Annotated in this window: 25 protein-coding genes and 1 riboswitch; of the genes, 18 read left to right on the forward strand and 7 right to left on the reverse strand. The window is 40.7% G+C overall.

The features are described from left to right. Positions 1-5: 5 nt before the first annotated feature. Both MOJ78_RS07465 and MOJ78_RS07470 read left to right on the forward strand, forming a co-directional pair. A complete protein-coding gene (locus tag MOJ78_RS07465; protein ID WP_304980561.1) occupies positions 6-1,073 on the forward strand; it encodes an ABC transporter ATP-binding protein in 1,068 nt (355 codons plus the stop codon). After that, positions 1,060-1,986, forward strand: coding sequence for an ABC transporter ATP-binding protein (locus MOJ78_RS07470; RefSeq protein ID WP_304980562.1), 927 nt, complete (start codon positions 1,060-1,062; stop codon positions 1,984-1,986). Before MOJ78_RS07465 ends, MOJ78_RS07470 begins: the two co-directional genes overlap by 14 nt. Positions 1,987-2,034: 48 nt before the next feature. Here the strand turns inward: MOJ78_RS07470 and MOJ78_RS07475 are convergent, their stop codons facing one another. Next, positions 2,035-3,195 (reverse strand): lamin tail domain-containing protein, encoded by a 1,161-nt coding sequence (locus MOJ78_RS07475; protein WP_304980563.1) that lies wholly within the window; start codon positions 3,193-3,195, stop codon positions 2,035-2,037. Positions 3,196-4,063: 868 nt separating this feature from the next. On the opposite strand from MOJ78_RS07475, the gene MOJ78_RS07480 reads away from it, so the two are divergent. The 3 genes from MOJ78_RS07480 to MOJ78_RS07490 all read left to right on the forward strand — a co-directional run bounded on the left by MOJ78_RS07480 (position 4,064) and on the right by MOJ78_RS07490 (position 7,272). Further along, a complete protein-coding gene (locus tag MOJ78_RS07480; RefSeq protein WP_304980564.1) occupies positions 4,064-4,861 on the forward strand; it encodes a hypothetical protein in 798 nt (265 codons plus the stop codon). Between the two features lie 262 nt (positions 4,862-5,123). Further along, the gene (locus tag MOJ78_RS07485) at positions 5,124-6,482 is read left to right on the forward strand and encodes an arsenic transporter (RefSeq protein ID WP_304980565.1); all 1,359 of its coding nucleotides are present in this window, start codon (positions 5,124-5,126) and stop codon (positions 6,480-6,482) included. A 118-nt stretch (positions 6,483-6,600) separates the two neighbouring features. After that, a complete protein-coding gene (locus MOJ78_RS07490; RefSeq protein WP_304980566.1) occupies positions 6,601-7,272 on the forward strand; it encodes a DUF2642 domain-containing protein in 672 nt (223 codons plus the stop codon). 133 nt (positions 7,273-7,405) lie between these two features. Here MOJ78_RS07490 and MOJ78_RS07495 read toward each other — a convergent pair whose 3' ends face one another. Beyond that, complete coding sequence (locus MOJ78_RS07495; protein WP_304980567.1) at positions 7,406-8,479, reverse strand: CotH kinase family protein; 1,074 nt, start codon at positions 8,477-8,479, stop codon at positions 7,406-7,408. 291 nt (positions 8,480-8,770) lie between these two features. On the opposite strand from MOJ78_RS07495, the gene MOJ78_RS07500 reads away from it, so the two are divergent. The 5 genes from MOJ78_RS07500 (at position 8,771) to MOJ78_RS07520 (ending at position 12,635) form a co-directional block, all read left to right on the forward strand. Beyond that, the gene (locus tag MOJ78_RS07500; RefSeq protein ID WP_304980568.1) at positions 8,771-9,214 is read left to right on the forward strand and encodes a MarR family winged helix-turn-helix transcriptional regulator; all 444 of its coding nucleotides are present in this window, start codon (positions 8,771-8,773) and stop codon (positions 9,212-9,214) included. Positions 9,215-9,436: 222 nt separating this feature from the next. Continuing rightward, on the forward strand, positions 9,437-10,054 hold the full coding sequence (locus MOJ78_RS07505) for an alpha/beta hydrolase (protein ID WP_304980569.1): 618 nt from the start codon (positions 9,437-9,439) through the stop codon (positions 10,052-10,054). A 4-nt stretch (positions 10,055-10,058) separates the two neighbouring features. Continuing rightward, positions 10,059-10,670, forward strand: coding sequence for a flavin reductase family protein (locus MOJ78_RS07510; protein ID WP_304980570.1), 612 nt, complete (start codon positions 10,059-10,061; stop codon positions 10,668-10,670). A 305-nt stretch (positions 10,671-10,975) separates the two neighbouring features. After that, on the forward strand, positions 10,976-11,587 hold the full coding sequence (gene wrbA, locus MOJ78_RS07515; RefSeq protein WP_304980571.1) for an NAD(P)H:quinone oxidoreductase: 612 nt from the start codon (positions 10,976-10,978) through the stop codon (positions 11,585-11,587). Between the two features lie 73 nt (positions 11,588-11,660). Further along, positions 11,661-12,635: a ring-cleaving dioxygenase gene (locus MOJ78_RS07520; protein WP_304980572.1), complete on the forward strand. Its 975-nt coding sequence runs from the start codon at positions 11,661-11,663 to the stop codon at positions 12,633-12,635. 49 nt (positions 12,636-12,684) lie between these two features. On the opposite strand, the gene MOJ78_RS07525 is transcribed toward MOJ78_RS07520, so the two are convergent. Further along, on the reverse strand, positions 12,685-13,164 hold the full coding sequence (locus MOJ78_RS07525; protein ID WP_304980573.1) for a hypothetical protein: 480 nt from the start codon (positions 13,162-13,164) through the stop codon (positions 12,685-12,687). 151 nt (positions 13,165-13,315) lie between these two features. Between MOJ78_RS07525 and MOJ78_RS07530 the strand changes: the two genes are divergently transcribed. The 3 genes from MOJ78_RS07530 (at position 13,316) to MOJ78_RS07535 (ending at position 16,756) form a co-directional block, all read left to right on the forward strand. Next, positions 13,316-13,693: a DUF4440 domain-containing protein gene (locus MOJ78_RS07530; protein WP_304980574.1), complete on the forward strand. Its 378-nt coding sequence runs from the start codon at positions 13,316-13,318 to the stop codon at positions 13,691-13,693. A gap of 442 nt (positions 13,694-14,135) precedes the next feature. Beyond that, complete coding sequence (locus MOJ78_RS20910) at positions 14,136-14,321, forward strand: hydroxymethylglutaryl-CoA lyase-like TIM-barrel protein (protein WP_370529810.1); 186 nt, start codon at positions 14,136-14,138, stop codon at positions 14,319-14,321. A gap of 248 nt (positions 14,322-14,569) precedes the next feature. Beyond that, positions 14,570-16,756, forward strand: coding sequence for an anthranilate synthase component I (locus tag MOJ78_RS07535; protein WP_304980575.1), 2,187 nt, complete (start codon positions 14,570-14,572; stop codon positions 16,754-16,756). Between the two features lie 21 nt (positions 16,757-16,777). Here MOJ78_RS07535 and MOJ78_RS07540 read toward each other — a convergent pair whose 3' ends face one another. After that, positions 16,778-17,098 carry a hypothetical protein gene (locus MOJ78_RS07540; protein WP_304980576.1) on the reverse strand — a complete coding sequence of 107 codons (321 nt, stop codon included), beginning with the start codon at positions 17,096-17,098 and terminating at the stop codon, positions 16,778-16,780. 243 nt (positions 17,099-17,341) lie between these two features. Continuing rightward, a riboswitch (SAM riboswitch) is annotated at positions 17,342-17,451 on the forward strand. Positions 17,452-17,532: 81 nt separating this feature from the next. Here MOJ78_RS07540 and MOJ78_RS07545 point away from each other — a divergent pair. The 3 genes from MOJ78_RS07545 to MOJ78_RS07555 all read left to right on the forward strand — a co-directional run bounded on the left by MOJ78_RS07545 (position 17,533) and on the right by MOJ78_RS07555 (position 21,323). After that, a complete protein-coding gene (locus MOJ78_RS07545; RefSeq protein ID WP_304980577.1) occupies positions 17,533-18,660 on the forward strand; it encodes a homoserine O-acetyltransferase MetX in 1,128 nt (375 codons plus the stop codon). A gap of 46 nt (positions 18,661-18,706) precedes the next feature. Continuing rightward, positions 18,707-20,023 carry an O-acetylhomoserine aminocarboxypropyltransferase/cysteine synthase family protein gene (locus MOJ78_RS07550; RefSeq protein WP_304980578.1) on the forward strand — a complete coding sequence of 439 codons (1,317 nt, stop codon included), beginning with the start codon at positions 18,707-18,709 and terminating at the stop codon, positions 20,021-20,023. Positions 20,024-20,087: 64 nt separating this feature from the next. Then, positions 20,088-21,323 (forward strand): homoserine dehydrogenase, encoded by a 1,236-nt coding sequence (locus tag MOJ78_RS07555; protein WP_304980579.1) that lies wholly within the window; start codon positions 20,088-20,090, stop codon positions 21,321-21,323. Between the two features lie 50 nt (positions 21,324-21,373). Here MOJ78_RS07555 and MOJ78_RS07560 read toward each other — a convergent pair whose 3' ends face one another. Beyond that, on the reverse strand, positions 21,374-21,844 hold the full coding sequence (locus MOJ78_RS07560; RefSeq protein ID WP_304980580.1) for a DinB family protein: 471 nt from the start codon (positions 21,842-21,844) through the stop codon (positions 21,374-21,376). Positions 21,845-21,906: 62 nt separating this feature from the next. After that, positions 21,907-22,533: a metal-dependent hydrolase gene (locus tag MOJ78_RS07565; protein ID WP_304980581.1), complete on the reverse strand. Its 627-nt coding sequence runs from the start codon at positions 22,531-22,533 to the stop codon at positions 21,907-21,909. Positions 22,534-22,656: 123 nt separating this feature from the next. On the opposite strand from MOJ78_RS07565, the gene MOJ78_RS07570 reads away from it, so the two are divergent. Next, positions 22,657-22,914, forward strand: coding sequence for a hypothetical protein (locus MOJ78_RS07570; RefSeq protein ID WP_304980582.1), 258 nt, complete (start codon positions 22,657-22,659; stop codon positions 22,912-22,914). Between the two features lie 131 nt (positions 22,915-23,045). Here MOJ78_RS07570 and MOJ78_RS07575 read toward each other — a convergent pair whose 3' ends face one another. Further along, the gene (locus MOJ78_RS07575) at positions 23,046-24,308 is read right to left on the reverse strand and encodes an MDR family MFS transporter (RefSeq protein WP_304980583.1); all 1,263 of its coding nucleotides are present in this window, start codon (positions 24,306-24,308) and stop codon (positions 23,046-23,048) included. A gap of 141 nt (positions 24,309-24,449) precedes the next feature. Between MOJ78_RS07575 and MOJ78_RS07580 the strand changes: the two genes are divergently transcribed. Further along, positions 24,450-26,177 (forward strand): ABC transporter substrate-binding protein, encoded by a 1,728-nt coding sequence (locus tag MOJ78_RS07580; protein ID WP_304980584.1) that lies wholly within the window; start codon positions 24,450-24,452, stop codon positions 26,175-26,177. Positions 26,178-26,372: the final 195 nt, after the last annotated feature.

A 26,372-nucleotide genomic window follows, 5' to 3' on the forward strand; every position in this document is an offset into this window, starting at 1 on the left:
GATAGGTGGATAAAATACTTGAGGTCAAAGATTTGGAAATCTCATTCTATACTCATGCCGGTGAAGTTAAAGCAGTTCGCGGCTTGAATTTCGATGTTAAAAAGGGCGAAACCCTAGCAATCGTTGGGGAGTCCGGATCTGGGAAAAGCGTAGCTACACAGTCGATTTTAAAGCTCATTCCAATGCCTCCAGGAAAGTTTGTTAATGGTTCAATTCTATTTCAGGGTGTTGACCTTGTTCCAAAAACAGATGCAGAAATGGAAAAAATACGGGGTAATGACATCGGAATGATTTTTCAAGATCCAATGACATCGTTAAACCCAACTATGAAAATTGGTCGACAAATTATAGAAGGTTTGATTAAACACCATAAAGTATCTCAGTCAGAAGCAAAAAAGCGTGCAATCCAGCTTCTTGATAAAGTTGGCATCCCGATGCCTGAGAAACGGGTTAACCAATACCCACATGAATTTTCAGGAGGGATGAGGCAGCGGGCCATGATTGCCATCGCATTAGCCACGAAACCTAAACTATTGATTGCAGATGAACCGACAACTGCTTTGGACGTGACAATTCAAGCCCAAATCCTTGAATTGATGAAGGAGCTGCAATCGGAAATGGAGTCATCCATCATCTTTATCACACATGATCTTGGGGTCGTTGCTAATGTTGCGGATCGAGTAGCGGTAATGTATGCCGGACAAATTATTGAAACTGGGACTGTAGATGAAATTTTTTATAATCCACAACATCCATATACGTGGGGACTTCTAGCTTCAATGCCTGACCTTACCGCTGAGGATGAAAAGTTAACTGCTATTCCAGGTTCACCACCTGATCTGGTTAACCCGCCAAAAGGCGATGCATTTGCGATTAGAAGTCCATACGCAATGAAAATTGATTTTGAGATGGAACCCCCGATGTTTAAAGTTTCAGAAACTCATTATGCAAAAACGTGGCTTCTCCATAAAGACGCACCTAAAGTTGAGCCTCCAGAAGCTGTGAAAAAACGCATGATGATTTTTAAAGAAAAATCCATCGGCAAAGAAGGTGAGTTGCATGGAGAATTCTAAAGAAAAACTCGTAGAAATCAAAAACCTTGTGAAATATTTTAATTCTAATAAGGGTGTTGTAAAAGCGGTAGACAATGTCAACTTCGATATTTACAAGGGTGAAACGTTCGGTTTAGTCGGTGAATCTGGTTCCGGGAAATCAACTACTGGTCGAACTATCATTAAATTATATGAGGCAACCGGCGGGCAAGTCCTGTTCAGGGGTAATGATGTTCACGAACGAAAATCAAAGAAAGAGCTTCTTAAGTTAAACAGGAAGATGCAAATGATCTTTCAAGACCCTTATGCTTCTTTAAATCCGCGAATGATCGTTGCAGACATCATTGCAGAAGGAATTGACATCCATAACTTAGCAAAAAATAAGACGGAACGCATGGCGAAAGTTTATGAGCTACTTGAAACCGTCGGGTTAAATCGTGAGCATGCTAATCGTTATCCGCATGAATTTAGCGGTGGACAACGCCAGCGTATTGGGATTGCCCGAGCCCTTGCAGTAGAACCTGAATTCATTATTGCAGATGAACCAATCTCTGCGCTTGACGTTTCGATCCAAGCCCAGGTCGTCAACTTAATGAAAGAACTTCAAAAAGAAAAAGGATTGACCTATCTTTTCATTGCCCACGACCTTTCAATGGTGAAATATATAAGCGATCGAATCGGAGTGATGTACAATGGTAAGATCGTAGAGCTGGCTACCAGTGAGGAACTTTATAAAAACCCGATACATCCGTATACGAAATCCCTGCTTTCAGCTATTCCACGGCCAGACCCGGACTATGAAAGAGGCAGGAAACGGACACATTATGACCCAAAGGAATTCAATCCTAATAATGAAGAAAGCAAATTCCGTGAAATCGCTTCAGGTCACTGGGTAGCTTTTACAGAGAAAGAATATAGAGAGTACACAAGATAAAAAAACCAAAAAACTGAGTGCGATTCATTGCCACTCAGTTTTTTGGCTTTACCTCCCCGGAATCGGAATTCCCACATTCCAATCATTTACAGAATCTGTGTCGGTATTTACATCAAATCGGTAAATTGCTTCACCAGTTAGGGCGGTTATATTCCATCCTTGAGCATAGTTTTCATAAGCAACGAAATCCACTTCGTTTCCAGACGGATCTTGTAAGGAAAGCTGATCACCAGAATTGCCTAATGCTATTGTCATGCCAGAGACATCTGGATTAAATCCGAATAAGTTATGGAATCCATTTGAATCTCGAGCAACGATTAAATATTGACTTGGAGCAATGGTCGTATTTGTTGAAAAAGTGAATGTACTGTAATTGTCCTCTAAATGGTATCCGCTAAGGTCCACTGTTTGATCGGCTGCATTATATATCTCTATATATTCTTCGGTACTATCAGTTCCCTCTGTATCATAGTAGATTTCCTGAATGACTAGGTCTGCTTGGGCTCCTCCTGAACTTTCAGATGTATATCCTGCAGAAATTGCATCCGATTCAGTAAAAAAGTAGACTCTGTCTTCCAACGGGATTTGTTCGAAGTGAAGAGGGGTGACATACGTATCTGTATAATAATTTCCAACGTATTTGTCTGGTTGATCATTAAACATACGATCACGATATTCAAAAGGTAGTTCTTCGAGTGGGTTCATTGGATTCCAAATACCAATTTCACCATTCATAGCAGCTAACATAGCTTTTCGATAGGACTCGAACTTCGAATTTTCAAATGGCCAAATAAAATAGGAAACTGCATGTCCAGTCTCAAGCATTAATCGATTGATTTCAGAATCCCCTAAAAATACATAGGCTAGCAATCTTCCAAAGCCATCTTTTTCTTCTTCGCCAGTAACCAATTCGATTCTTGTGCCACTCGGTAAAAGATTTTGTAAATATTTCTTTGCGTCATTCCCATGTGGATCGATTTGATTTCCTGGATCTTTTCCATTTGATACAAACGTTTCTGGTGTATCGATCCCCAGAAAACGAACTTCATCAGATCCTTTAACTGGACTTTTCAACATGATCGTGTCCCCGTCTTTTACATAATCCACAGTGGCTGAATAGGTTCCATTTGCCTTTACCATTTCTTTTGAGCTGCAACCCGTAATGATTAGAAGCGAGATTAACATCCAAATTCCCAGTACTTTTTTCAAAGCAAAAACCTCCTTATCGAATTGAAAGTTTTTGTTTCACATGGGCGACTTTATTACTCGCTGGATGTAATTCATTGTTGGAAGAGCAAAAGAAAAAATTGATGGCTCTTGTAACTGGTAGTGTCGAGGACGTGACTAATTAAACAGATGATCGGAAAAATTTGAATAAGTTAAATATACCAAAACTATGTATTTTTGTATAAACGGTTATAAAAACTTAAAAGGTAAGTCCAGCCGCCTATTTTTACTAGTTTTTTTTGAAATAGATTGAAACTAGATTAGTTATTTGGTTCAAATGGTATGAATTGCGGCAATGCTCTGCCAGTTAAAAGGAGTCACTAGTTACCAAAGAATCATTTTTTAATATGTTCTAGTTGTTTCCATTCCATTTTTGCACGAAATTAAGCTTATTGAGATAAGACATGAGGCGAATTCCAAAATACGGTCTAAAATACCAATGTAATTCCGGAAATATCCACGAAACTCAGAAAATACAAAAAAACTCCAATCGAACAGATTCCATATAAAACTTACTAGACTCATACCCACGCTACCTCAGTACGAAATAACCCCAAAAAACCAATAATGTACCATCTACTAATGAACAGAAGGGCTGGAGCCTTCTATTTTTCCTATTTTGAGGAGACAATATGCCCTCTAAAAAAGTTTTCAAGTCTATTTATTGCCGAAAATAAGGGTGCCTGACCCTATGAAATCTCAATAAATCCCGAAAGAGGGACAACTGTCTGTCATCCAAACAACCATTTTTACAAGAATTATGCGAATGGCTATATCTCCTTCACGGCATGGCACATATACTGCAGGGACAAGAGTACTCACAACAAAAATTATCAAGGAGGAAACTTAATTGAAAAACAGTACGTCTGTCGATAAAGTATCTGGATTAAAGGGTCAATGGATTAAGATCAACTTAGGAGGGCCGGAATCTCGAGCGGGTAAGCTACTAGCTATAAAAAAGGATTATTTAACAATCCAAACAAAAAAGGATGAGGTAATCTATTATCAGCTTGATCACATCAAGGGTGTTTCAATCAACGCCAACAACTATTGGTTAACGTCTCGGAAGGTAAAGCATCTTGATGAAGAATGCTTTGTCGATGTCCTGAGGCACTTCAAGCACAAGAAAGTTAAAATCAACCGTGGTGGACCTGAGAGCATAGAAGGTGTCATGAATGAGATCTTTAAAGATCACATTGAGCTTACAGTCGGCGATGACATTGTGTTTCTATCAATCTGGCACCTTAAGAGTGTAAGTGCAGCAGAATCTGCCAAGCATCATTCCAGTGGTAAAAAGTCATCTGGCAAAAAGGGCAAAGGCAAGAAAGACTCTGGAAAGAAAAGCTCAGGAAAGAAGAGTTCAGGAAAGAAAAGCTCAGACAGGAAAAGTTCTGGTAGGAAGTCTTCAGACCACAAATCTTCAGGCAAGAAGCGTTCAGACGGTAAGAAAAGGTCTTCAGACAAATGCTCAAAAGTATCGGATGCAGTGAAGGAAGCACATCGTTCTGGGTCTGACAAATATATGCACAATGACCCGTATGGTTCAAGCAAAAAGTCCAGAGACTCAAAAAGCAGTTCAAAAAGACGTTCAATGAGCCAAAGATCATTAACTAGCTTAGAGCGTAAAGGCTGGGTAAAGTTATCCTAGTTTCTCGATATAACGTGTGAAATTTACAGAATCAATTCTAAAAACTACTAATTAATTGAGTGCGCACTCGGATTTAGGAAAGGAGGAACAGGATTGCTTATTACACTATTCATCTTTGTTCAGGGCTATCTCCTATATATATTGTTAAAACCTTCGAAAGATACAAAACAGAATTACGAAGAAACGAACCTATCACACCTTGAAATAGAGCGTAAACCAATTCACTTAGATTCCGCCTCCTTTAAATGCGAGGCGAAATCGAATGCTTGAGCATCAAACTTTGATGACAATAGCGATTTTTTCCCTAACCATTTTTATCATGGTATGGAAATCAGGCAAACTTAATGAAACGGTTCCAACTGTCATTGGGGCAGTACTATTTTTACTAATGGGTGTCGTACCGCTAACAAATCTACTAGATATTTTTAATATGGTTAGCGGTCCGGCCATTACGATTCTTTCATCGATTGTAATGTCAATCGTTCTCGAGAGCATCGGTTTTTTTAACTGGGTTGCATATAACCTTGTCAATAAGGCAAAAGGCTCCGGCATAAGGTTGTTCATTTACGTAAATTTACTTTGTTATTTGATGACGCTCTTCTTTAATAATGATGGCAGCATTCTCATTACAACACCGATCATCATTAAGACCGTCAACATGCTAAACTTGAAAACCAAACAAAAAATCGCATTCCTCTTGCCGGGAGCCATTACTGCCACAACCTCAAGTGCTCCGATTGCAATTAGCAACATTGCTAACTTGATCGCGTTGGAAATAATCGGCCTTGATCTTAATGGCTATGTTTCATTAATGTTTTTACCATCGATGCTTGGAATTTTGACCACAGTCATCCTCTTGTTCTTCTACTTTAAGAAGGATATTCCGAGAAAGCTTCCTGATTTACGTTTGACATTGAGGAACTTCGAAAAGAATTCCTACTCATTCCCTCATCCATTATCGAACCGGGAAGTAGGTACGAATGTAGATTGGCCCATGTTTAAAATTTGTATGTTCATTATTGTATTGACGCGGGGAGCATTCTTCCTTTTAACACCACTTGGAATCCCATTAGAGGCAATTGCAATCTTAGGTGCTTTAGCTTTAATTGCAATTCGTTGGTACAAAAAGGGGACAGGGCTAAAGGATATCGTATTTCGAACACCGTGGCACATCCTCCTATTTGCTTTCAGCATGTACATTCTCGTATATGGACTGCAAAATATTGGACTAACCTCAATTCTCGTAGAAGAGCTCACACCGCTCATACAATCGGATCGACTTTACGCCATTTTTACAATGGGTGGATTGTTGACGGTACTGTCTAACGTATTCAATAATTTACCCGCTGTCATGATTGGCACACTAACGTTAACGGAGATGGGATTGGATCACCATACCCTTCAGGTCACCTATCTTGCTAACATTCTTGGTAGTGATATAGGGGCATTATTAACTCCAGCTGGTACACTAGCAACCTTGTTATGGATGTTCATTTTGAAGGCTCATTCCATTCAGGTTAGTTGGAGCACTTATATAAAAGCAGCAATTGTTACGATTCCGTTCGGACTGTTTGTTAGTTTGCTTAGTCTCTATTTTTGGTCGAATTGGGTATTCAGTTAATGCTAGAGTGTTTTGAACGTTAAGAAAGTATAAGGGGAACTAAGGCAGCCGCCGGCAAGACTTCGCGTTAGCCAGGTTTTCTTTAAACTTGGCATCTAAAAAGGGAGGGAGGATAACGTTGAGTGCGTTTGTAAAATTCATTGGAGAAAATGTAGAACTGACGACAAGTGGCAATATCAAGCTTTCAGGAATACTGATCGATACGGGCTCGAATATCATTGTGCTTTTTGACGGCAAGGATTTTCTGTACATTCCGTTAGTCCATGTCCATTTCATCAATTTTAATTGTGATAGTGACAGCGAAATCTTAAAGCCGGATGAAGTACCGATCGGGAATCAGCGAGAAACAATTTCACTTCGGAATATCTTAAACAACGCCAAGGGTGTTTTTACAGAAATCTTTGTGACGAGTAACCAATCGATCCATGGATATGTGACGAATGTCATGAACGATTACTTTGTATTTTTCTCACCTGTTCATAAAACCTTGTATGTTCCTTTACAGCATCTTAAATGGTTGAAGCCCTACAGTCAAAGCCATCGCCCCTATTCGCTGGATAACGAAGAGCTTCCTCTTATTCCGACGAATACCCCTTTATCGAGAACGTTTGAAGAGCAATGTAAACGAAATCTTGGTAAAGCAGCTGTCTTTGATCTAGGGAAGGATCCGAATAAAATCGGGAAGCTTATTAAAATCGATAACGGGCAAATTGAGCTTGTATTAGCGCGAAACCAAACGATTTACACAAACCTGCAGCATGTGAAGACGGTACATTTTCCGTCGTTATGAGGAAGACATGTCTGGCTCCTGGTCAATAGCGAGTACTCTTGCTGGGAGTCATTCTTTTGCGCTTAAAAGTGCAACAAAGGCTCACCTTGAGGTCACCACTTTAGCGACCAAGATTCCTTTTTAAAAGGAGGGGTCACCTTAAATCCTGCAGGTGATTTCTTAAGTAATGATGGCGGTCATCGATAAATTTCAAGATGATTCCGGGTTCTCGGTCAAAATCATCAATAAACTTAGCTACATATGGATCTCTTAATACATGAGGCCTAAGCGTATTATGCATGACGTTGATTTTTTCATAGAGATTTTGCTTATTAAAATGATAGGTTAGAATTTCCTCGAATATTTTGGCGTATTGCTTTCGGAAAGTTGGTACATCTAATAGACGTGCAGTTAATGTATTGTAGCCTTCAATCGGAATGTAATCGAACTCCATTTCCTCCCCGTTGATATCCTGGCCCCAGGTTGCGTCATAATCCCAAGGAATCATTTCGAACAAGCCTGTGAAGCTGTTCCGATAAAGTGCATAATTGTGAATAAACCCGTCGAAGTTTTGTGTGCAGACAACACCGGCCAACCAACGTAAATACTTATCAATATTAATGTAATCTAAAATTGCCCTTTCAAATTCGGTTTTTTTAAGGGTGTTAATTTTATAAATCAACTCTTGCAACGTTTTGTCGTCCCTAGAAGAGCCTTCTTTTCTGCTATAACCTGAATCGAATGAATCCTTTATGTCTTCATCAATTGGACTATGCAAGGAAAAGTTGGCATCATCGTTTTCGGCATAATAAATAGGGCCACTCGGCAGTTTTCTTCTTTTTAAAAAGTTTCGATCGACTGACTCCAGTTGTAAATAAACACCTTGATTCTCTTCATTGATGGAAAGAAGTACGTGCTTGGCTGTTGGTGATAATACGCCAATACTTGAAAAAAAATCAAGTGATAGCTTGTTCCGCATAAGTGATTTATCCATAAACTCTGCATTGTAGTGGATTTCTTTAATTCCAGCTGTTATCTCAGGAAAGATGCAATGGTACGATTTTTTAGAGAATTCACGGACATGATTGCCACGATAAAGCAGATCAACATCGAACGTTTTGTCTTCGATTTGTAGTTCAGCTTCTACCGGCTTTTCCGACCAGATGTTCCTGTTCAGTTTTCGATATTGTTTGTCACTGATTAAAATTGAGAAGTGAGGAAGGTCCATTCGTTGTTCACCTACATTTTTTAGAGTAGAATTTATATAATTTCAATATATGTGAATGGGTATTGTATGTTCCAGAATTCATTTATGATGATGTGATAGTAAAAGGAAAAAGAGGGAAAATAAATACATCTAATCGGCCTTATAGGGGAATGCTATTGACAGATTTAAAATATCTTGATAAGGTTTATCTTGAATTCAAGATAAGTGGAATTTCTTAATAATGGCAGCTAAGGCGACCACCAGCACGTTGATCGGCGTTAGCCAAGTTTACTTAAAAGGTATGGGTAGCTTATGAACAATAAAGAAACAAATACAACAAATTTATCCTTGAAAGCATTGATTGTTCTCTCGCGAACGAAACATGCGGTAATGGAAAATGTAAAAAAAGATATCCAAAGCCATGGGTTAGGGACTACCGAGTTTGCGGTGTTGGAGCTTCTTTATCACAAAGGGGATCAACCGACCCAGCGTATTGGGGAGCAAATCCTGATTACTAGCGGAAGCATTACGTATGTTGTTGATAAGCTGGAGGCTAAGGGTTATCTTCAACGTAATCGATGTCCGAAAGATCGTCGGGTCATCTATGCTCAAATAACGGATGAAGGAAGAGTGTTAATGGATAGCATCTTTCCAGAACACTCGAAAAAGATCGAATCGGTGTTTCAAAACCTCACTGATGAGGAAAAGGAAACACTAATCGTACTATTAAAGAAATTAGGGCTAGCACAAAACTAATTCGATTTAGCGCTTTTGCTGAATCGTAATTACTTGCGAGAATTGGTATAATATGTTAATGAAAGTTCTCGCTGTTTGTCCTTGTTTTTTCGACAAATATCTTGAATTTAAGATATCAAAATTCAGGATAATATTTTTATAGAAAGGTTTTTAATGTATGAAGTAAACCGCTTAAAACCATCATATAACTGCAAATGTTGGACATTTAAAGGGGGACCAATTGTGAAGCATATTTTTCGAAAAGGAAACAATCAAAATGAAACGACCTTCCTGCTTTTACACGGCACAGGTGGAACGGAACAAGACTTATTGCCGATCGGCGAGATGATCGATGACTCTGCCTCTGTATTAAGTGTACGAGGAAACGTCAGTGAAAATGGAATGCCACGTTTTTTTAAACGGTTATCAGAAGGCATTTTTGATGAAGAGGACTTAGTATTCCGGACTAAAGAATTAAATGAATTTCTCGAAAAAGCTGCTCGTGACAATGGATTTGACCGTGACCACGTAATAGCAGCCGGGTATTCGAATGGGGCGAACATAGCCGGGAGTCTGTTGTTTCATTATGAACGACCGATGAAAGGGGCGATTCTGTTTCACCCGATGGTACCGAGGCGTGGAATTGACCTGCCTGATTTAACAGGGATTCCGGTCTTTATCGGTGCAGGGAAAAATGATCCCATCTGCAGACCCGAAGAAACAGAAGAGCTTGCCCAACTTTTAAAGGATGCAGGGGCTGACGTTACGGTTCATTGGGAAAACTTCGGTCACCAGTTAACCGGGCCGGAAGTAGAGGCTGCAGCAACCTGGTACAAAAACAATTTTAACCAAAAAGGATGATTCGATGAGATCGATTGATCCGAACACGCTAACGAGTCGTGATAACTACAAGTTTTTGACAGGGAGTATTATTCCACGTCCTGTAGCATTTGTAACGACACTTTCAGAAAAGGGGGTGTTAAATGGAGCGCCGTTCAGTTACTTTAACATCGTTTCTTCAGATCCACCTATGATTTCAGTGTCGGTGCAACGGAAAAAAGGAAAGCAAAAAGACACCGCACGAAATGCCATTTTTAAAGGTGAATTCGTCGTTCATATTACTGATGAGTCCTATGTTGAACAAGTAAATAAAACGGCTGCGAGCTTACCATTTGACGAAAGTGAAGTAAAGGAAGCCGGACTTTCGCCAGTTAAAAGTAAAGTGGTGGTGGTTCCAGGTGTTAATGAGGCGAAAATTCGATTTGAGTGCCGGTTGGAACATGCGATAGAGCTTGGCGGTGATGACGATGATTCAACCTGTGATTTATTGATAGGGAGAGTGGTTTCTTACCACATTCTTGATGAGCTGTATGAGGAAGGTCGGATCGATGGATCACGACTGAAGCCTGTAAGCCGTCTGGCTGGTAATAACTACGCAAAGCTAGGTGAGGTGTTTTCTTTGAAGCGCCCAAAGTGATGGACGACGCGGGTTGAACATAGTTATAAATCGGGTCTATATTACTATGCGTGGCCGAATTATTTTGGTTTGCGGCCGAATTATCGGGATCAGCAGTTGATACATGATGATCTGTAGTCAATACACCGAGTCCCATACTTTAAACTTCGGCTTAGACGCTCAAATCTCACTGCCCGACCACTTTGAAACAATTTATTAGCTGAAAATAATCATTTATATCTTATTTCACACTAAAAGAATGGTGGGAAATGATAATGGGAATGTTAAGCAAATTGAAACAACGATTAAAAAGGAGAGATGATTCAATGAGTAACGTAAAACTAGCAGTAATTTATTATAGTTCAACAGGAACAAACTACAAGTTGGCAAAATGGGCAGAAGAAGCGGCGAAGGAAGCTGGAGCAGAGGTTAAAGTACTTAAAGTAGCTGAGACAGCACCTGAAAGCGCGATGGAATCCAACCCAGCATGGAAACAGCATTATGAAGAAACAAAACACGTTCCTGAAGTTTCCTTAGATGATTTAGAATGGGCTGACGCATACATTTTCAGCGTACCGACACGGTTCGGTAACGTTCCGGCTCAGTTTAAAGCATTCATCGATACGACAGGTGGATTGTGGTTCAACGGGAAGCTTGCCAACAAAGTCGTCAGTGCGATGACGTCAGCACAAAATCCACATGGTGGTCAGGAGGAAACAGTTCTTTCTCTATACACAACAATGTATCACTGGGGTGCGATCGTAGCGACACCTGGTTACACAGATACGTCCATTTTCGGAGCAGGTGGAAATCCTTATGGAACGAGTGTTTCTGTCGACCAAGACGGAAACATGATCGAAGATGTGGAACCAGCGGTTAAGCATCAAGCAAAGCGAACAGTCACGGTAGCTTCATGGGTGAAGCAAGGTCAGCAATAATTGAAATCGGAGTGTGGGAGGAAACTTTCTCCCACATTTCCATATTTACGTTTTTTGATAGGGGTGAAATTGTATGCAACTAAAAGGAATTCATCACGTTTCCGCATTAACGGCTAAGGCACAGAAAAACCTGGACTTTTATACAGATACGCTTGGGATGCGTCTTGTGAAAAAGACCGTCAACCAGGATGATACGTCAGTTTATCACTTGTTTTATGGAGATGAAAAGGGAAACCCTGGGACAGAGCTAACGTTTTTCGAAATCCCGATGATCGCACAAAATCATGAAGGTACGAACAGCATTTCCACAACCTCTCTTCGGGTACCGCATGATGAAGCATTGTCTTATTGGAAAAAACGTTTCGAGGAACGTGAAGTACCGCATGATGAGATCATCGAACGTGCAGGCCGGGCAACCATAGCGTTCAAGGATTTTGAAGGTCAGAGGCTTATGCTCGTTTCGGATGAAAACAATGAGGGTGTGGCCCCAGGTATCGCTTGGGATAAGAGTCCTATACCTCGCGAATACGGGATTCAGGGATTGGGTCCTATTTTTTTAACGGTACACAATCTTGCTCCTACGGTATCGGTTCTAACGGTACTTCTTGGTTTTGAAAAAGCAGGCAGCTATCCATCACCCGTAAGCGACGAACCGGATTTTCTGGTTTACAAAACAGGGGAAGGCGGAACAGGTGCTGAGGTTCACATTCAAGAGCGAAATGATATACCGCCAGAACGCCAAGGTAAAGGTGGCGTTCATCATGTTGCATTCCGAGTTGAGGATGAAGATGAGCTTCATGAATGGATAAGTCGAATACACGAGGCTCGAGTTCCGAACTCTGGTTTTGTCGAGCGCTTTTATTTCAAATCTCTGTATTTTCGTGAGCCGAACGGAATCTTGTTTGAGCTTGCTACAGATGGTCCAGGCTTTGATACCGATGAAGACATTGATCATCTCGGTGAGTCGTTGGCACTACCTCCATTTTTGGAAGACCAACGTGAAAGTATTGAAGCAAGGCTGAAGCCGATTTCACTAAAAAAGAAATAATGAAAAAGAACCAGTCTATCCACGATAATTCGGAGGATCTGGTTCTTTCTTAATTTAATGAAATGGAGTTCGCGATTTTTATCAGGTCATTTTTGTCCAAGTCCCTGGAACCAGAATAATCTAAAGCATATTCCAATCCATCTTTTCTCCAAGAAAGTTTCGGTGACGATGATTCTGTATAGTGGGCTATGATCCCGTTTTTGAGCGATCCTTTCTCATCCCAGCTTGAAACATTGTTCCACCCGATTTCTGTCGTGATCCAAAGGACAAGCTGATCCGCATTATTTTCATAGATGATTTTCACTCTGTCTGAGCCTATAATTTTTACGTAAGTTTCTTCTGCTTCGAACGGCAGTTCTTCAGGTGTGGAAATTTCAAATGGCAGTAGAAAGCTGGCAACCTTCGTAGACAAACTTAAGCTCGAAACCAGTATACTAATAACAATATACAATGCTAAAATTGCAACCATCAATTTTAGAAATCTAGTTTTCACAATAGAGTATTTATAAAAGCTTTGTAAGAAAGTCATGTTCTCTCCTCCAATAAATCGAAACTCCTATAGATAAATCATATCATAATTTTCCATCTAGATACTTGAAAATTCCATCTAGCAGGATGTCTCACTATCGCTATCGAAATACATTATAAACAGATGATTCTTTAAAAGTTGGTGGATTTGAATGAATGGAATAGATAGTGTGTTGGATTCTTACTTTGATGCTTGGAATCGTGCGTTTCAAAGTAAAAACGATACAGAGATCCGTGCGTTTTTATCAAAGGAATTCAAAGGACATTTCGGCCGTTCAGAAATGACGGAAGCCTATACATATGATGCAGACTATGAGATTGTACCGATCCTCAACATGTACACAACAGCGGAAAAAAGCTTTGAAGTTCTCTCTTCAGCAAAACGAAACAGTGACCGGGAAATCGTCGTCATTGGAAATGAACAAAATTTAATCGATGGTGAGCTGAGCAAAGCAAAAAGTATGATGATTTGGCGTAACGAAAACAACGAATGGAAGTTGTTAAGAGAATATATCGAACTGGAAAAATGATTGAATGGCAGTTTACAGAATCTTGACAACATGTTGATCCTGAACTAGGATGTAAATAATCTAGTTATTTGTGTTTAGTTGAGATGAGTTGAGTTAGAAGAGTTGAGACGAGAATAGTTGATTATATTGGTGAAAAACGAGGTTAACGTGGACCCTCTCCCGTTACTGTTTTTTCCGATGCTATTATAACTTCCTCAGCTCTATCTTCTTTCAAAGGAGTGATAGAGATGCCATTTCTATTGAATCATCAACGGTTCATTCCACCTTGAACGCCGAATACTTTTCTGATTTCCTACTGTATGATAAAGAACAAATGAGCGTCCAGTTTGAAGAGAACGTTATTTCGCCTTGAATAAATCTGGTATTGACTATATGGAAATAGGATATAAAAACTCACCAAGATTCGAAGCCTCACAGGATATAGGTCCATGGAGATTTTGACCTGCACACACAGAATAACTTACAGCTCGCTTTTTCTTACGCGATCCTTGCAGCAAGGAATGGCATCGAATTTTTGGATAGTTCGGTGTACGGAATGGGGAGAGCAGCAGGAAATTGCCCGACTGAATTACTAGTTAGTATTTTCAGGGAAAGCATTATGACCTTGGGCCGATCTTGGAAATACTAGAAAACCAGTTCATCCCACCAAAAGAAAGAAAAGAATGGGGTTACGCTATCCCATTTACAATTTCAGGGCTACTGAATAAGCATCCAAAACCCGAAATGAAGTTACAAAAAAGTGTTGAAAAGAACCAATTTCTCGATTTTTTATGATACGATTTCGAATTAATTAACTAGAAGAGCTGAGGTAGATGAGATGAGTAGAGAAGAGTTAAAGGGAAATTTGCAATTCCTTTCCAGACCTGGTGGTAGTTCATGAGTATTTTGACACAGGTCCGAGAAAGAGTCGATACCACATCTTACACAACGTGTGGAGGAATTTATGTTTCAAGACAAAATAAGGAACTACGATATGAAACAGCTACGGACGGGATTCTAAAAGAAATAGATTATCGGAAGGGGGCACTGTTTTCTAGTCGATATCAGTACCCTGGCCGGTATTCTCGTTGGGATGTCGGGTTTTATAACCCAATGGTCGAATTGCGTTCACAGGGGAGAAAATTTGAATTTGATGCACTGAATGAACGAGGCGGTCTTCTTTTAACCCTACTATATGACAAATTGGAAGGGTTATCTGAAATCAGTTCATTAACGCTTGAAGGAAATACTATAAAAGGACAAGTGGTTTCTGATCATCGGGTTTATGAAGAAGAAATGCGTAGTAAACTACCCTCCATTTTCACCGTCATACGAGCGGTCAAATCACTATTTGAATCCGAACAAGATGCTTTTCTCGGTTTATATGGAGCGTTTGGTTATGATCTGGTATTTCAATTTGAACCGATACCGTTGAAGCGTGATCGTACTCAAGATTCGAATGATCTAGTACTATTTATTCCCGATGAATTAGTCGTCGTGGACCATGAATTACAAGCGGCTCATTTGCTATCCTACGAGTTTGTGATACCTTCGACTGGAAAAACGACCGAAGGGTTGGAGCGTTGTGGTAGGTATCAAAAGCCTAATTTAACAATGGAAAAACCACCACAAACGTTTCAAGCTGGGAGTTATGCTCATAAAGTGAACCTTGCCAAAGGAGCTTTCAAAAAGGGAGATCTATTTGAGGTAGTTCCGTCTCATTCGATCTTTGAAAAATGCGAGGAGTTCCCGTCAGAGGTCTTTACAACATTACAGAACATAAATCCGAGCCCATATGGTTTTGTCATCAATCTCGGAAATGAGTTCCTTGTCGGGTCATCACCTGAAATGTATGTCCGGACGGAAGGAAGCAGAGTTGAGACATGTCCGATTTCAGGAACGATCAAACGTGGACGAAACGCAATTGAGGATGCTGAACAAATCCGCACATTATTAAATTCCGCTAAGGATGAAGACGAATTGACGATGTGTACGGATGTAGATCGAAATGACAAGTCCCGAATCTGTAGACCAGGCTCTGTAAAGGTAATCGGGAGAAGACAAATTGAGCTCTATTCCCATTTGATTCATACGGTGGATCATGTTGAAGGTCTGTTGCGACCTGAATTCGATGCACTCGATGCATTTTTGACCCATATGTGGGCCGTTACGATTACAGGTGCACCGAAAAAAGCGGCGATACGATGGATCGAAGAACAAGAGGCATCACCTAGGGGTTGGTATGGCGGAGCAGTCGGCTGGTTCAGCTTCAATGGAGATTTAAACACTGGATTGACATTAAGGACGATGAAGATCAAAAACGGTGTGGCTGAAATACGAGTTGGTGCCACCCTTTTAAACGATTCAATACCTGAAGCAGAGGAACAAGAGACACTAACGAAGGCTGCCGCATTGGTTCAATCCGTTCGGAAATCTACAATTCAAAAGGATTCTCGTGTTCAAGTTTACCGTGCAGGTGTTGGGAAAAAGGTGCTGTTGGTCGATCACGAGGATTCATTTGTCCACAGCTTGGCAGATTTTTTAAGACAAACAGGGGCCGAAGTGAAAACGTTAAGAGCTGATTTGGCAAGAAAAGTTCTTGGCCAGAATTGTTCATTCGACCTCGTTGTATTGTCACCTGGACCGGGAAAGCCTGAGGATTTCAGACTTACTCAAACAATTGATATGTGTTTGGAAAACGAGCTGCCGATTTTTGGAGTTTGTTTAGGGTTCCAAGGAATTGTTGAGTATTTTGGCGGCAGCCTAAATGTACTGGCGATCCCTCAGCACGGAAAGCCGACAACCGTTCATGTAGAAAAATCAAATTCAGTATGGAGAAAGTTGCCTGAATCGTTTAAAGCGAGTCTCTATCATTCCCTGTTTGCTGAAACAATACCGGAATGTCTTGAGCTTATTGGAATCTCCGAACAAAAAGTACCGATGGCAATAAAACATAAGGAATTACCGATCTTAGGTCTGCAATTTCACCCGGAATCGATACTGACAAATATAAACGAAATCGGCTTGGAAATTATAAATAATGTAGTAGACCAAGTGACTTCAAGGACAACAATCCAGACCTAGGTAAAGGAAAAACCACCGCGTTCAGCGCTGGTTTTCCTCTGGTTCCTTTTCCTCCAGTAATTCTTTGATGTTTGTAATTGCCGATTCGAGGTTCATCTCGATTTGCGTCAGTAGATTAAGAGAAACATTATAGCTGGATTGTCTTTTCAAAAAATGAAACGTAGTCGGTTTATCGTATTTTAGAATGGTAACCATTTCAACCAAAGGCAGCTCTTCATCAGGCTGTTTGGCACGCATCATTTTTAGAAAGAATTGATAAAACTTTTGTGCACTATCTAGGTCGTCAGGATATTTCGAAAGCATTTGTTGAAACTCATCTATCGACTTTCGGATATTGTCCATGTTAACACCTCCGATAACCTTATATATCGGCTATCAATCCTTTATTTAAAGGGTGCAGGACATAAATAAACATTTTGACATATGCTAAACTAGCTGCAAGGTCAGATTATGGTTATGATTCTTTTCACTTTAACGCTAATCATTATTTGAAAATTTTAGTTAGAAAAAATATTGACACTACTTTATTGACGTGCTAAAATCCTAACTAATTTAATAAACCTAATTTAAGTGATTTTTTAATTACTCTTATCAAGAGAGGCAGAGGGACTGGCCCGATGAAGCCCGGCAACCGTCAAACATTTGTTTGAAATGGTGCCAAATCCTACAAAGCGTAAAGCTTTGAGAGATGAGAGAGACAAATGCGTACATTTTGCCTCTCTGAATTCTCAGGGAGGCTTTTTTAATGGAAAAACGAGTGGGAATGGGGGAGTATATTGGCCCAACAAACCTTTTATGAAACGGGAGCTGTAAAGATCGGCGACATGAATCTTGAATCTGGGAAAATGCTTTCAGAAGTAGAAATGGCCTTTGAACGTGCTGGACCAAAGGATGCCCCAGTGATTCTCGTCTGTCACGCATTAACCGGCAACCAGTATACAGTCGGTAACCACGAACAAAAGGGCTGGTGGAAAGGACTTATTTTTGATGGTGGATATGTAGATACAAACCAATACCAAGTACTGACGTTCAATGTGCTTGGTGGGTGCGATGGTTCCACCGGTCCTACATCAATCAACCCAATCACCGGTCAATCTTACAACGGAAAGTTTCCATTCATCACAGTGAAGGATATGGTCAAAGCTCAATATTTGGCACTTGAAAAGCTGGATATCCATCATTTGAAAGCGGTGATCGGGGGTTCACTAGGTGGGATGCAGGTTCTCGAATGGGGCATTCAATTTCCTCAGGCGGTAGAAGTATTGTTCCCGCTTGCGGTCACACCATCGCTCAGTGATTTCGGGATCGCTTTCAACCATATTTCAAGGACCGCGATCCTTAATGACCCGAACTGGAACGATGGACATTATTCCAGGGAACAAATACCCGATAAAGGATTAGCGCTAGCAAGAATGATCGGCATGCTGACTTATCGAACTGATTCCTTGTTTGGTGAACGATTTCATCGTTCGGAATGTTTACGTGACGGAGAGCGACATCATAAGCCTTCATTTGAAATTGAATCTTATTTAAACTACCAGGGTGAAAAATTGACATCACGGTTTGATGCAAACAGCTATCTGTACCTTTTGAAAGCAATGGATTTGCACGATATTGGAAAAGGGAGAGCTGGTTGGAACGGAGCAATAAAAGAAATCAACGCACAGATTGTTGCAATCGGATTCAGCAACGACTTGGTCTATCCTCCCGAAAAACTTCAACATTTTGTAATAGCTTGTGAGAATCATGATAAGTCAGCAGATTACTTTGAGGTTGAGACCCAATTCGGACACGACGGTTTTCTCGTCGAGTTTGAAAAATGGGGCTATATTATCCGAAACAAACTGACCCAATTGGAATTGATCAGTAGTAATGCTTCTGAAATGAGAGCTTTAGAAAATTGATATGCAAGACATCTAACTATTTTAATAAATCAAAGGAGTGAAGCGAATGAGTGAGAAAAAGGAATTTCGTTTAGAAACAGTTGGTGTACATGGTGGACTTGAAGCAGATCCAGTGACAGGAGCGCGGGCACTTCCGATTTACCAATCCAACGCCTTTAAATTTGACAGTACCGAACATGCCGCCGACCTTTTTGGCTTAAAGGAGCAGGGTTATATTTACACACGAATCGGCAATCCCACTGTAAATGTGGTTGAGGAGCGGGTTGCACAGTTGGAGGGAGGCGTTGGTGCACTTGGCGTCGCAAGTGGTATGGCGGCGATTTCAACATCAATACTTAACCTTGCCAATGCCGGGGATGAAATCGTTTCAGCTTCAGCCTTATATGGCGGAACATACAATCTCTTTGCGACAACTCTGCCGAAATATGGAATCGCTACCCATTTTGTCGACCCGGTTGACCCTGAGAACTTTCGAAGCGCAATCACACCGAAAACGAAAGCGATTTTCGCTGAGACGATCGGAAATCCTGGATTGCACATCCTCGATATCGAAGCGGTGGCCCAGATCGCACATGAGGCAGGCATTCCGCTGATTATCGATAACACGTTTGCGACGCCTTACCTATGCAGACCGATCGATTTTGGTGCAGATATCGTCATTCACTCGGCAACGAAATGGCTTGGAGGGAATGGAACGACGATGGGTGGAATCATCGTTGACGGCGGAAAATTCGACTGGAACTCACCGAAATTCCCTGGTTTTACAGAGCCTGACCATAGCTACCATGGTATTGTTTACGCTGAGGCTTTACCAGAACTTGCGTTTATCGTAAAAGCGAGAGTCCAGCTATTAAGAGATACTGGTGCATCGTTAAGCCCGTTTAACGCATTCCAGATTGCTCTCGGCCTTGAAACGCTGCATGTCCGTTTGAAAGAACATGTGGCGAATACAAGGACGATCGTTTCTTATTTAGAAAACCATCCTGGAGTCGATTGGGTGCTTTACCCGGAACAACCGGAGCATCCATCTAATAAATTGGTGAAAAAATACTTGCCGAAAGGGGCTGGGTCGATTGTCGTTTTCGGTATCAAAGGAGGTCGAGAAGCAGGGGCAGAAGTCATCAATAACGTCGAGCTCTGGTCTCATGTCGCGAATGTCGGTGATGCGAAAAGCTTGATCATACATCCGGCGAGCACGACCCATCAGCAGCTTAAAGCGGAGGATCTAGCAACTACAGGTGTGACCGACGATCTTGTCCGATTATCGGTTGGAATTGAACACATTGATGATCTGGTTGAAGACTTGGAGGTGGCGATTAAAGCTGCAACCGGCCAAACCTCAAAGGTGAAACAGGTTAATTAGACTTACTCGCATTGGCACAAAAATGGTGGATTGAAAAGCAATTCTACAAAAAAGGAGGTAAACGGTGGAGACAATTAAAATTGCGCTTCTCGGTTTTGGAACGGTAGGCAGCGGCGTGTACGAAATCATCCGATCTCATCAGGAGCGTCTAAGGACATTGCTAGGGAAAAACGTCGAGATTGTCGGAGTGCTCATCAATGACAAAACGAAAGAAAGACATATTGACAAAGATATCCTTGTTACAACTGATATCGAACAAATTTTTGAAATTCCTGATGTTGAGGTCGTGATTGAAGCGATCGTCGGTGTGGAACCTGGGTTTACGTATTTATCAAAAGCGATCGATAAAGGCTATCACATCATTACCGCGAATAAGGAATTGTTTGCACATAAAGGTCAACAGCTGAAGCAGAAAGCAGCTGATCGGGGTGTGCGGATTTCTTATGAAGCATCCGTCGCCGGAGGGATTCCGATCATCGGTACTCTCCGTCAACTTTTACAAGTGAATTCGGTCGTTCAAATTGAGGCGATTTTAAACGGTACATCGAATTTTATTCTAAGTGAAATTCGCGGTGAAGAAATCTCCTTTGAACATGCGCTCCAATCAGCCCAGCAAAATGGATTTGCTGAAGCAGATCCGTCTAATGACATCGACGGGCATGATGCCTTTTATAAAATCGTAATCCTGTTTGAATTGTTGTTCGGGAGACAGCCGAAATGGGAGTTGATAAGGAGAAAGGGAATCCGGAATATTCGATTGAATCATATCCGCCTCGCAGAATCATTTGGGTTCCGGATCAAGCATGTCGCCTCACTTTCGTATGAAAACGGTAGTGTAGAAATCAATGTTGAGCCAAATGTCGTACCAGAGGATCATCCGCTTTACTCCGTTGAAGGGGTTGACAATGCGGTCGTGCTCACAGGTGATTTGATCGGTGAACTGAAACTTCAAGGTCCAGGTGCCGGGAAGCTGCCAACAGGCAGTGCCATTATCGAAGACTTAGTCAACATTTTTAATGCCGAGAAGCAACACAGACTTGTAAAAGATATCGATTTAAAAGCGGGCACGGCTAATGAATTCCAAACCTGGTTTGTGATTGGAAACGCAGTCGATCCATTTGATGGATTAACCCTCTTTGAGAATTCAATCAACGATCAAGGAAAGTTTGTGACGGCTCGTTTAATTGAAGCAACAGAGGGGCAGGTTAAACAGTTATTAAACAAAAACAGTGATCTGGTAATTTATCCATTCGCTGGGAAACCATCGCAACCGATCAAAAAAGCCTTCGTCTCAGCGTGAGTAAAGAAGGGGCTGACCAAATTACTTTTTGGTTCAGCCCCTCCTTCCTACTAATCCCAAACATTTACTCGAGGTACGTGTGCGGTTCTAAGGTAGTCTAACAATTGTCCGGTATGTACTGATTCATGATAGGCAATCCGTAGAAGCATGTCTCCTAATGTACGGATATAACCTACATCCGAGCGATCGATTTTAATCGTTTGCAAATCGTCTTCCTTACATGTTCGTACTGTTTCAATGAATTTTTCGCGATAAGGTTTTGCAAATTCTAGTTCTTTTTCGACCGATACGAGAGGGTGTTGGTCAAAGGGAGATTCATAGTCTGCAAGGCTACCACGATTCACGATTGCTAAATGATAGTAATGTTCACCATCCAACACATGCCTGACCATTTCTATACAACTTAATGCGTCTGAATCTGGCCGCCAACCGATAAGTCCGTCAGGTATAGTACTCCAAACCTTGATACTCCGTCTTCGCACTTCTTCTAAATTCAAAATGAGCAGATCGATAGATGACATTCCAAAAACACCTCGCTTACTTAATTACTCCTATTATACACGGATATATGTTCTTGTTCTGATTAAAATTCCTTCGCGTGGAATGGAAGAAATAGTTTCACACCCCGTTTATTGAAGGGGAGGAACTTCATATCAGCGATTAAATGCCCGATGTACCCAATGAGACACGTAATAAAAACCCCATCAATTGCAAATGTGTTTTCAAGCTGGTAAGCAATTACCCCGAAAAAGATAGCACCGACAATGGAATGCGTATAACTTCGATGCGGGACGACCGATGCGATGATTATGTAAATTCCGAGTAAAAACAGCCAGTTCACCGACAACGTCAGCCCGGAGATTAATATGCCAATTCCGGTTAGTGAAAGCATCAACCTTCGCTTAATGAAGGGAGAAACAATCGTTAACGCAAGCCCAATTACGACTCCGTACCATTTTTCAAATTCAGAACCTTCCATAAGGCTGATTATGATAGCTAGAACTCCGATAATTTGTGCAATGGCCCGAATGAACTTATATGAAAACGTCAGTGTGTTGCTTAGTTTTCCATCAAGATCAATATCAGGCAGTAATCCTGCCACCGCCCCGCATCCTATTAAAATTGCAGTGGAGGTCGGTTCCGCCTGAAAGGTGTTTGATGTAATCAACCCTGCTGTAGCTCCAAGCGTCATGTGTGCTGTGCCGTTCAATCGAATCCACCCCTCAATATACTCACATGAAAAAGTTTAGCATATCTTCAAATCTACTGACTATCAAATGATGATTTTCTCTTCTATAATAGGTATATAGGACTGAAAAGGGGGGATTCACTCATGTATCTATACTTAACAGTTGCCGTGATAGCAGTCGGAGTCATTTCATTGATCGGTACAGTTATCGTTGGGAAAAAAGTGAATAAAGAAGCAGAGGAATATAAAAACGCAGAGGATAAAACGGAGGCTGAGTTAAAGCGGTCACAGGATTATGAGAAAAGCTCGCTTAGCAAAAATTTACGGGTTTTGACGACTATTTATGTTGTAACATTTATCCTCAGTATTATTGCGGTTGGGTTTTATATTATGAACAAATAAATTTGGAAAAGCAGAAAGAGTCAAGATTGACTGTAAATCCCGACTCTTCGAATGATAGGTGGTTCATGAGGACAGTTAACGACCAAAAGATAGTGTAAGTGTCTTCATAAAATGATTATCCTCAAGATTTATCAAATGGCATTTCGACTTGTGATCAGCTTTCCTCTTGTTTCCTTCATTTGAATCGAAACACGTACCAAGAACACGCCGATCAGCGCAAACAAAACATATAGAATCGCCATGCCTAGTCCGCCGATTGCTTCACCAACGATTATTCCTAAAGCTCCGAACAGTTTTCCAATTTGGAAGACGAAACCATTAAATGCCATATAAGCTCCACGTTTCGTATCGTCAACAATGTCCGCTAGAATTGATTGCCTCGTAGGAACGTACATTAATTCACCGACAGATAGGATCAGTACAGCAATCATCAGAACAAGAAGATTATTCGAAAACGCAAGAATGCTATAGCCCAATCCAAAAAGGATAAAACCTAGATACATGACAGGCTGTTCCGGTTTATTGCGAATCCATTTTGCAGCAATCCCTGTAAACAATACGATGATGATCGTATTTTCAACGGTTAATAGACTTAACAGCTTAACACCGTCAATCATCAATTCAGAATCCCATAAAAATGAAAATGTTCGTGGAATGATTTCTTCTTCCAAACGAACTGCAATAAAATTATTTCGCTGGAACTCAATTGCTAAGATCGCAATTCCACCAAGGATGAACAATACAAACGGCAAATCTGTGATTACGGTTTTATAGCTTTGGAAAATCGGTTTCAGTCCATAAGCCTTCCTTGATGTTTTCTCTGGTTGGTACGTTTCATTTATCAATGCTGCTGTCATCCATAAGGTAACGAATGACATCGCCAGCAACGCAATCAACAATTCAAAAAAATGAGTTTGATAGAACCAACCTCCGACGATCAACCCGAGCATGATCGACATATTGACCGCCCAATAATTGATTGCATACATGAATGCCCGAGTTTCTTTTGTACTGACATCGATTAGCATCGCTTCAGCAGCAGGGTTTACGAAGCCAGAAGCAATTCCGATGATTGTCATCATCGCGAAGGTAGTCCATGCTGAAGTGAACCACGGTGAATTCGCCAGTACCATCCCCGCAAATCCAATTACTTTCATCCATTCTCCTAGGACCATCATTCGTTTTCTTCCAACAATATCTGCAAGGTATCCGCCATATAACCCAGAAAAGAACTGAATTACAATACTAGTCATCAGTAAGATACCAGCCCACATAGCATTCAATGCATTCGTAAAGTAGATCGCCATAAATGGAAAAATCATTGAACCGATAATCCGGCTCATAAACGACGTATAAATTCGAATTCGGATATTCGGGTGCAGCTCTCTAAACATTTTCTCTCACTCCCTCTACGTTATTTTGCCTTTTGTAAAAGGGGATAAAAAGGGTATAATGTGATTAAAAATGTCCCCTTTTAGCAGTTGTTCAAGTGTGGACGACTTTTAAGGTATAGATTCTTTTAAAGAGGTGAGAGCGTGAAGGATTTATCTTATTTTCAAATGCGTGCTTTTCTTTATCCAAGGGAGCATGACAATCAGGTTGAACTAAAGCTAAGTGAGCTTGAACAAGTCTGGTTTTGTACACTGAAAAATGTAAAGCGGAAACTTCGAAAGTACGAAGAGGCAGGCTTTTATACTTATAATCCTGGGAAAGGAAGAGGGAACCCATCGAAACTTTTGTTCCGAAGATCCTTTCAACATGAGATCGAGGGTGCAGTTGACGAATATATTCGATATGATCAAATGGAAGCTTTGATGCAGCTGTTACAGCTGCCGATTCCGAAATCATGGATCGCCAACGTCTCTGAAGATGTCCAGGCATTGTTTGGACTACAGTCTCCAAACAGTACAAAAGATGTACTGCGATCAATCATTACGAGACCTCTGACGACACTTGATCCAGCTTTTACCTCAATTACATTCGAGAGCTACCTCTTACAACAGCTAGGGGATCCTTTGGTTCGATATGATCAAATAAAGGATACGGTCAAGCCTCATCTTGCTCATCATTGGACTGTTGAAAATAATGAAAAGACCTGGACGTTTTATATTCGAAAAGGAGTACGGTTTCATCATCAGCGTGTGTTGACAAGTGAAGATGTCCGTCATACATTTCAACGAATTCAAGATGCATCACCTCACAAATGGCTTTTAAAAGATGTTTCGAAAATGGAATGCCCAGCACCTAACATGATCCGTTTTGAGCTTGATGAACCGAATCCTTTTTTCCTGCGTAATGTAAGTTGTCAGAACCTTGCTATCTTACCTGCTGATGTTCCGTTTGATGAAATGCAGTGGATTGGAACGGGACCATTTAGGCTAAAAGAGCGATCGAAAAGTAAGTTTGTTCTAGAGGCATTCGATCAATACTTTCTAGAACGTCCTTTACTTGATGATATTGAGTTTTGGCATGTCCCGATGGATCACGTACAAGCAGTCACCTTTCAAGTCGATGGTGTTGAAGATAGTGAATTTATTCAGGAGAAGGAGGACGTAGAGATTGGCTTTCGTTTTCTCGCTTTTAATTTTAATCGGAAATCAATCGTACATCATCCATCATTCCGAAAAGCAATGTATCAATTGTTAAATATGAAAAAAATGAGTTATGATTTGGGGCGCGAACCATTAGCTGAGTCTTCAAGTTATTTCCCTTGGAAATCTGATGCGCAGGAAAAAGATCCATCCATAATCCATGAACTGCTCAATGATGCTGGGTATGGTGGAGAAACGTTAACAGTTTATTCATTAGATTTTCCAAAGCCGATTGATGAAACAGTATGGTTTATCAAACAGGCGAAAATTTACGGAATTTCAATGCAGCATGAGACATTTCCTATAGAGGGTTTCTATTCGAATATCATTGAAAAAAATGCTGATTTGGTTTTCATGGGAGAAGTGGCCTCAAATGATCATCACCTCTCCTTCCTTGGGGCGTTTTACAACGATGCATTACTTTTTAGACGTATGCTTAAAAGAGAGCATTTAACAACGATTGAAAGGCATTTGGATTTTATGAAACGTGAGGAAAGATTCAGTGAACGCGAACAGTGGATTGAAAGGATTGAGGAGTTCATTCGTAAAGAAAATCTTTTCATTTACATGTATCACCCGACAAAACGTCGTACTTTCCACCCGATGATAAAGGACATTCGCTTTGAATCATTTGGACATGTGGACTTAAGAAAGCTTTGGATCCATACATAAACACAAAGTAGAAATGTATCTTTTTACAATATTTGTTATCCGATGTTCACAAAGCATTTACATTCTAAATAATAGATTGGGACTTTTATGGTGGTTTCCTCTTAAAAACTCGAGTCATTCGAGTTTTTTTGTTCTTTTATAATGAAAAAAATACTAGATTCCAGAAGTTTTTTGAGGAACATTGTACTAATTTAC

The organism is Alkalihalobacillus sp. AL-G (assembly GCF_030643805.1).
Taxonomy (GTDB): Bacteria; Bacillota; Bacilli; order Bacillales; family Fictibacillaceae; genus Pseudalkalibacillus.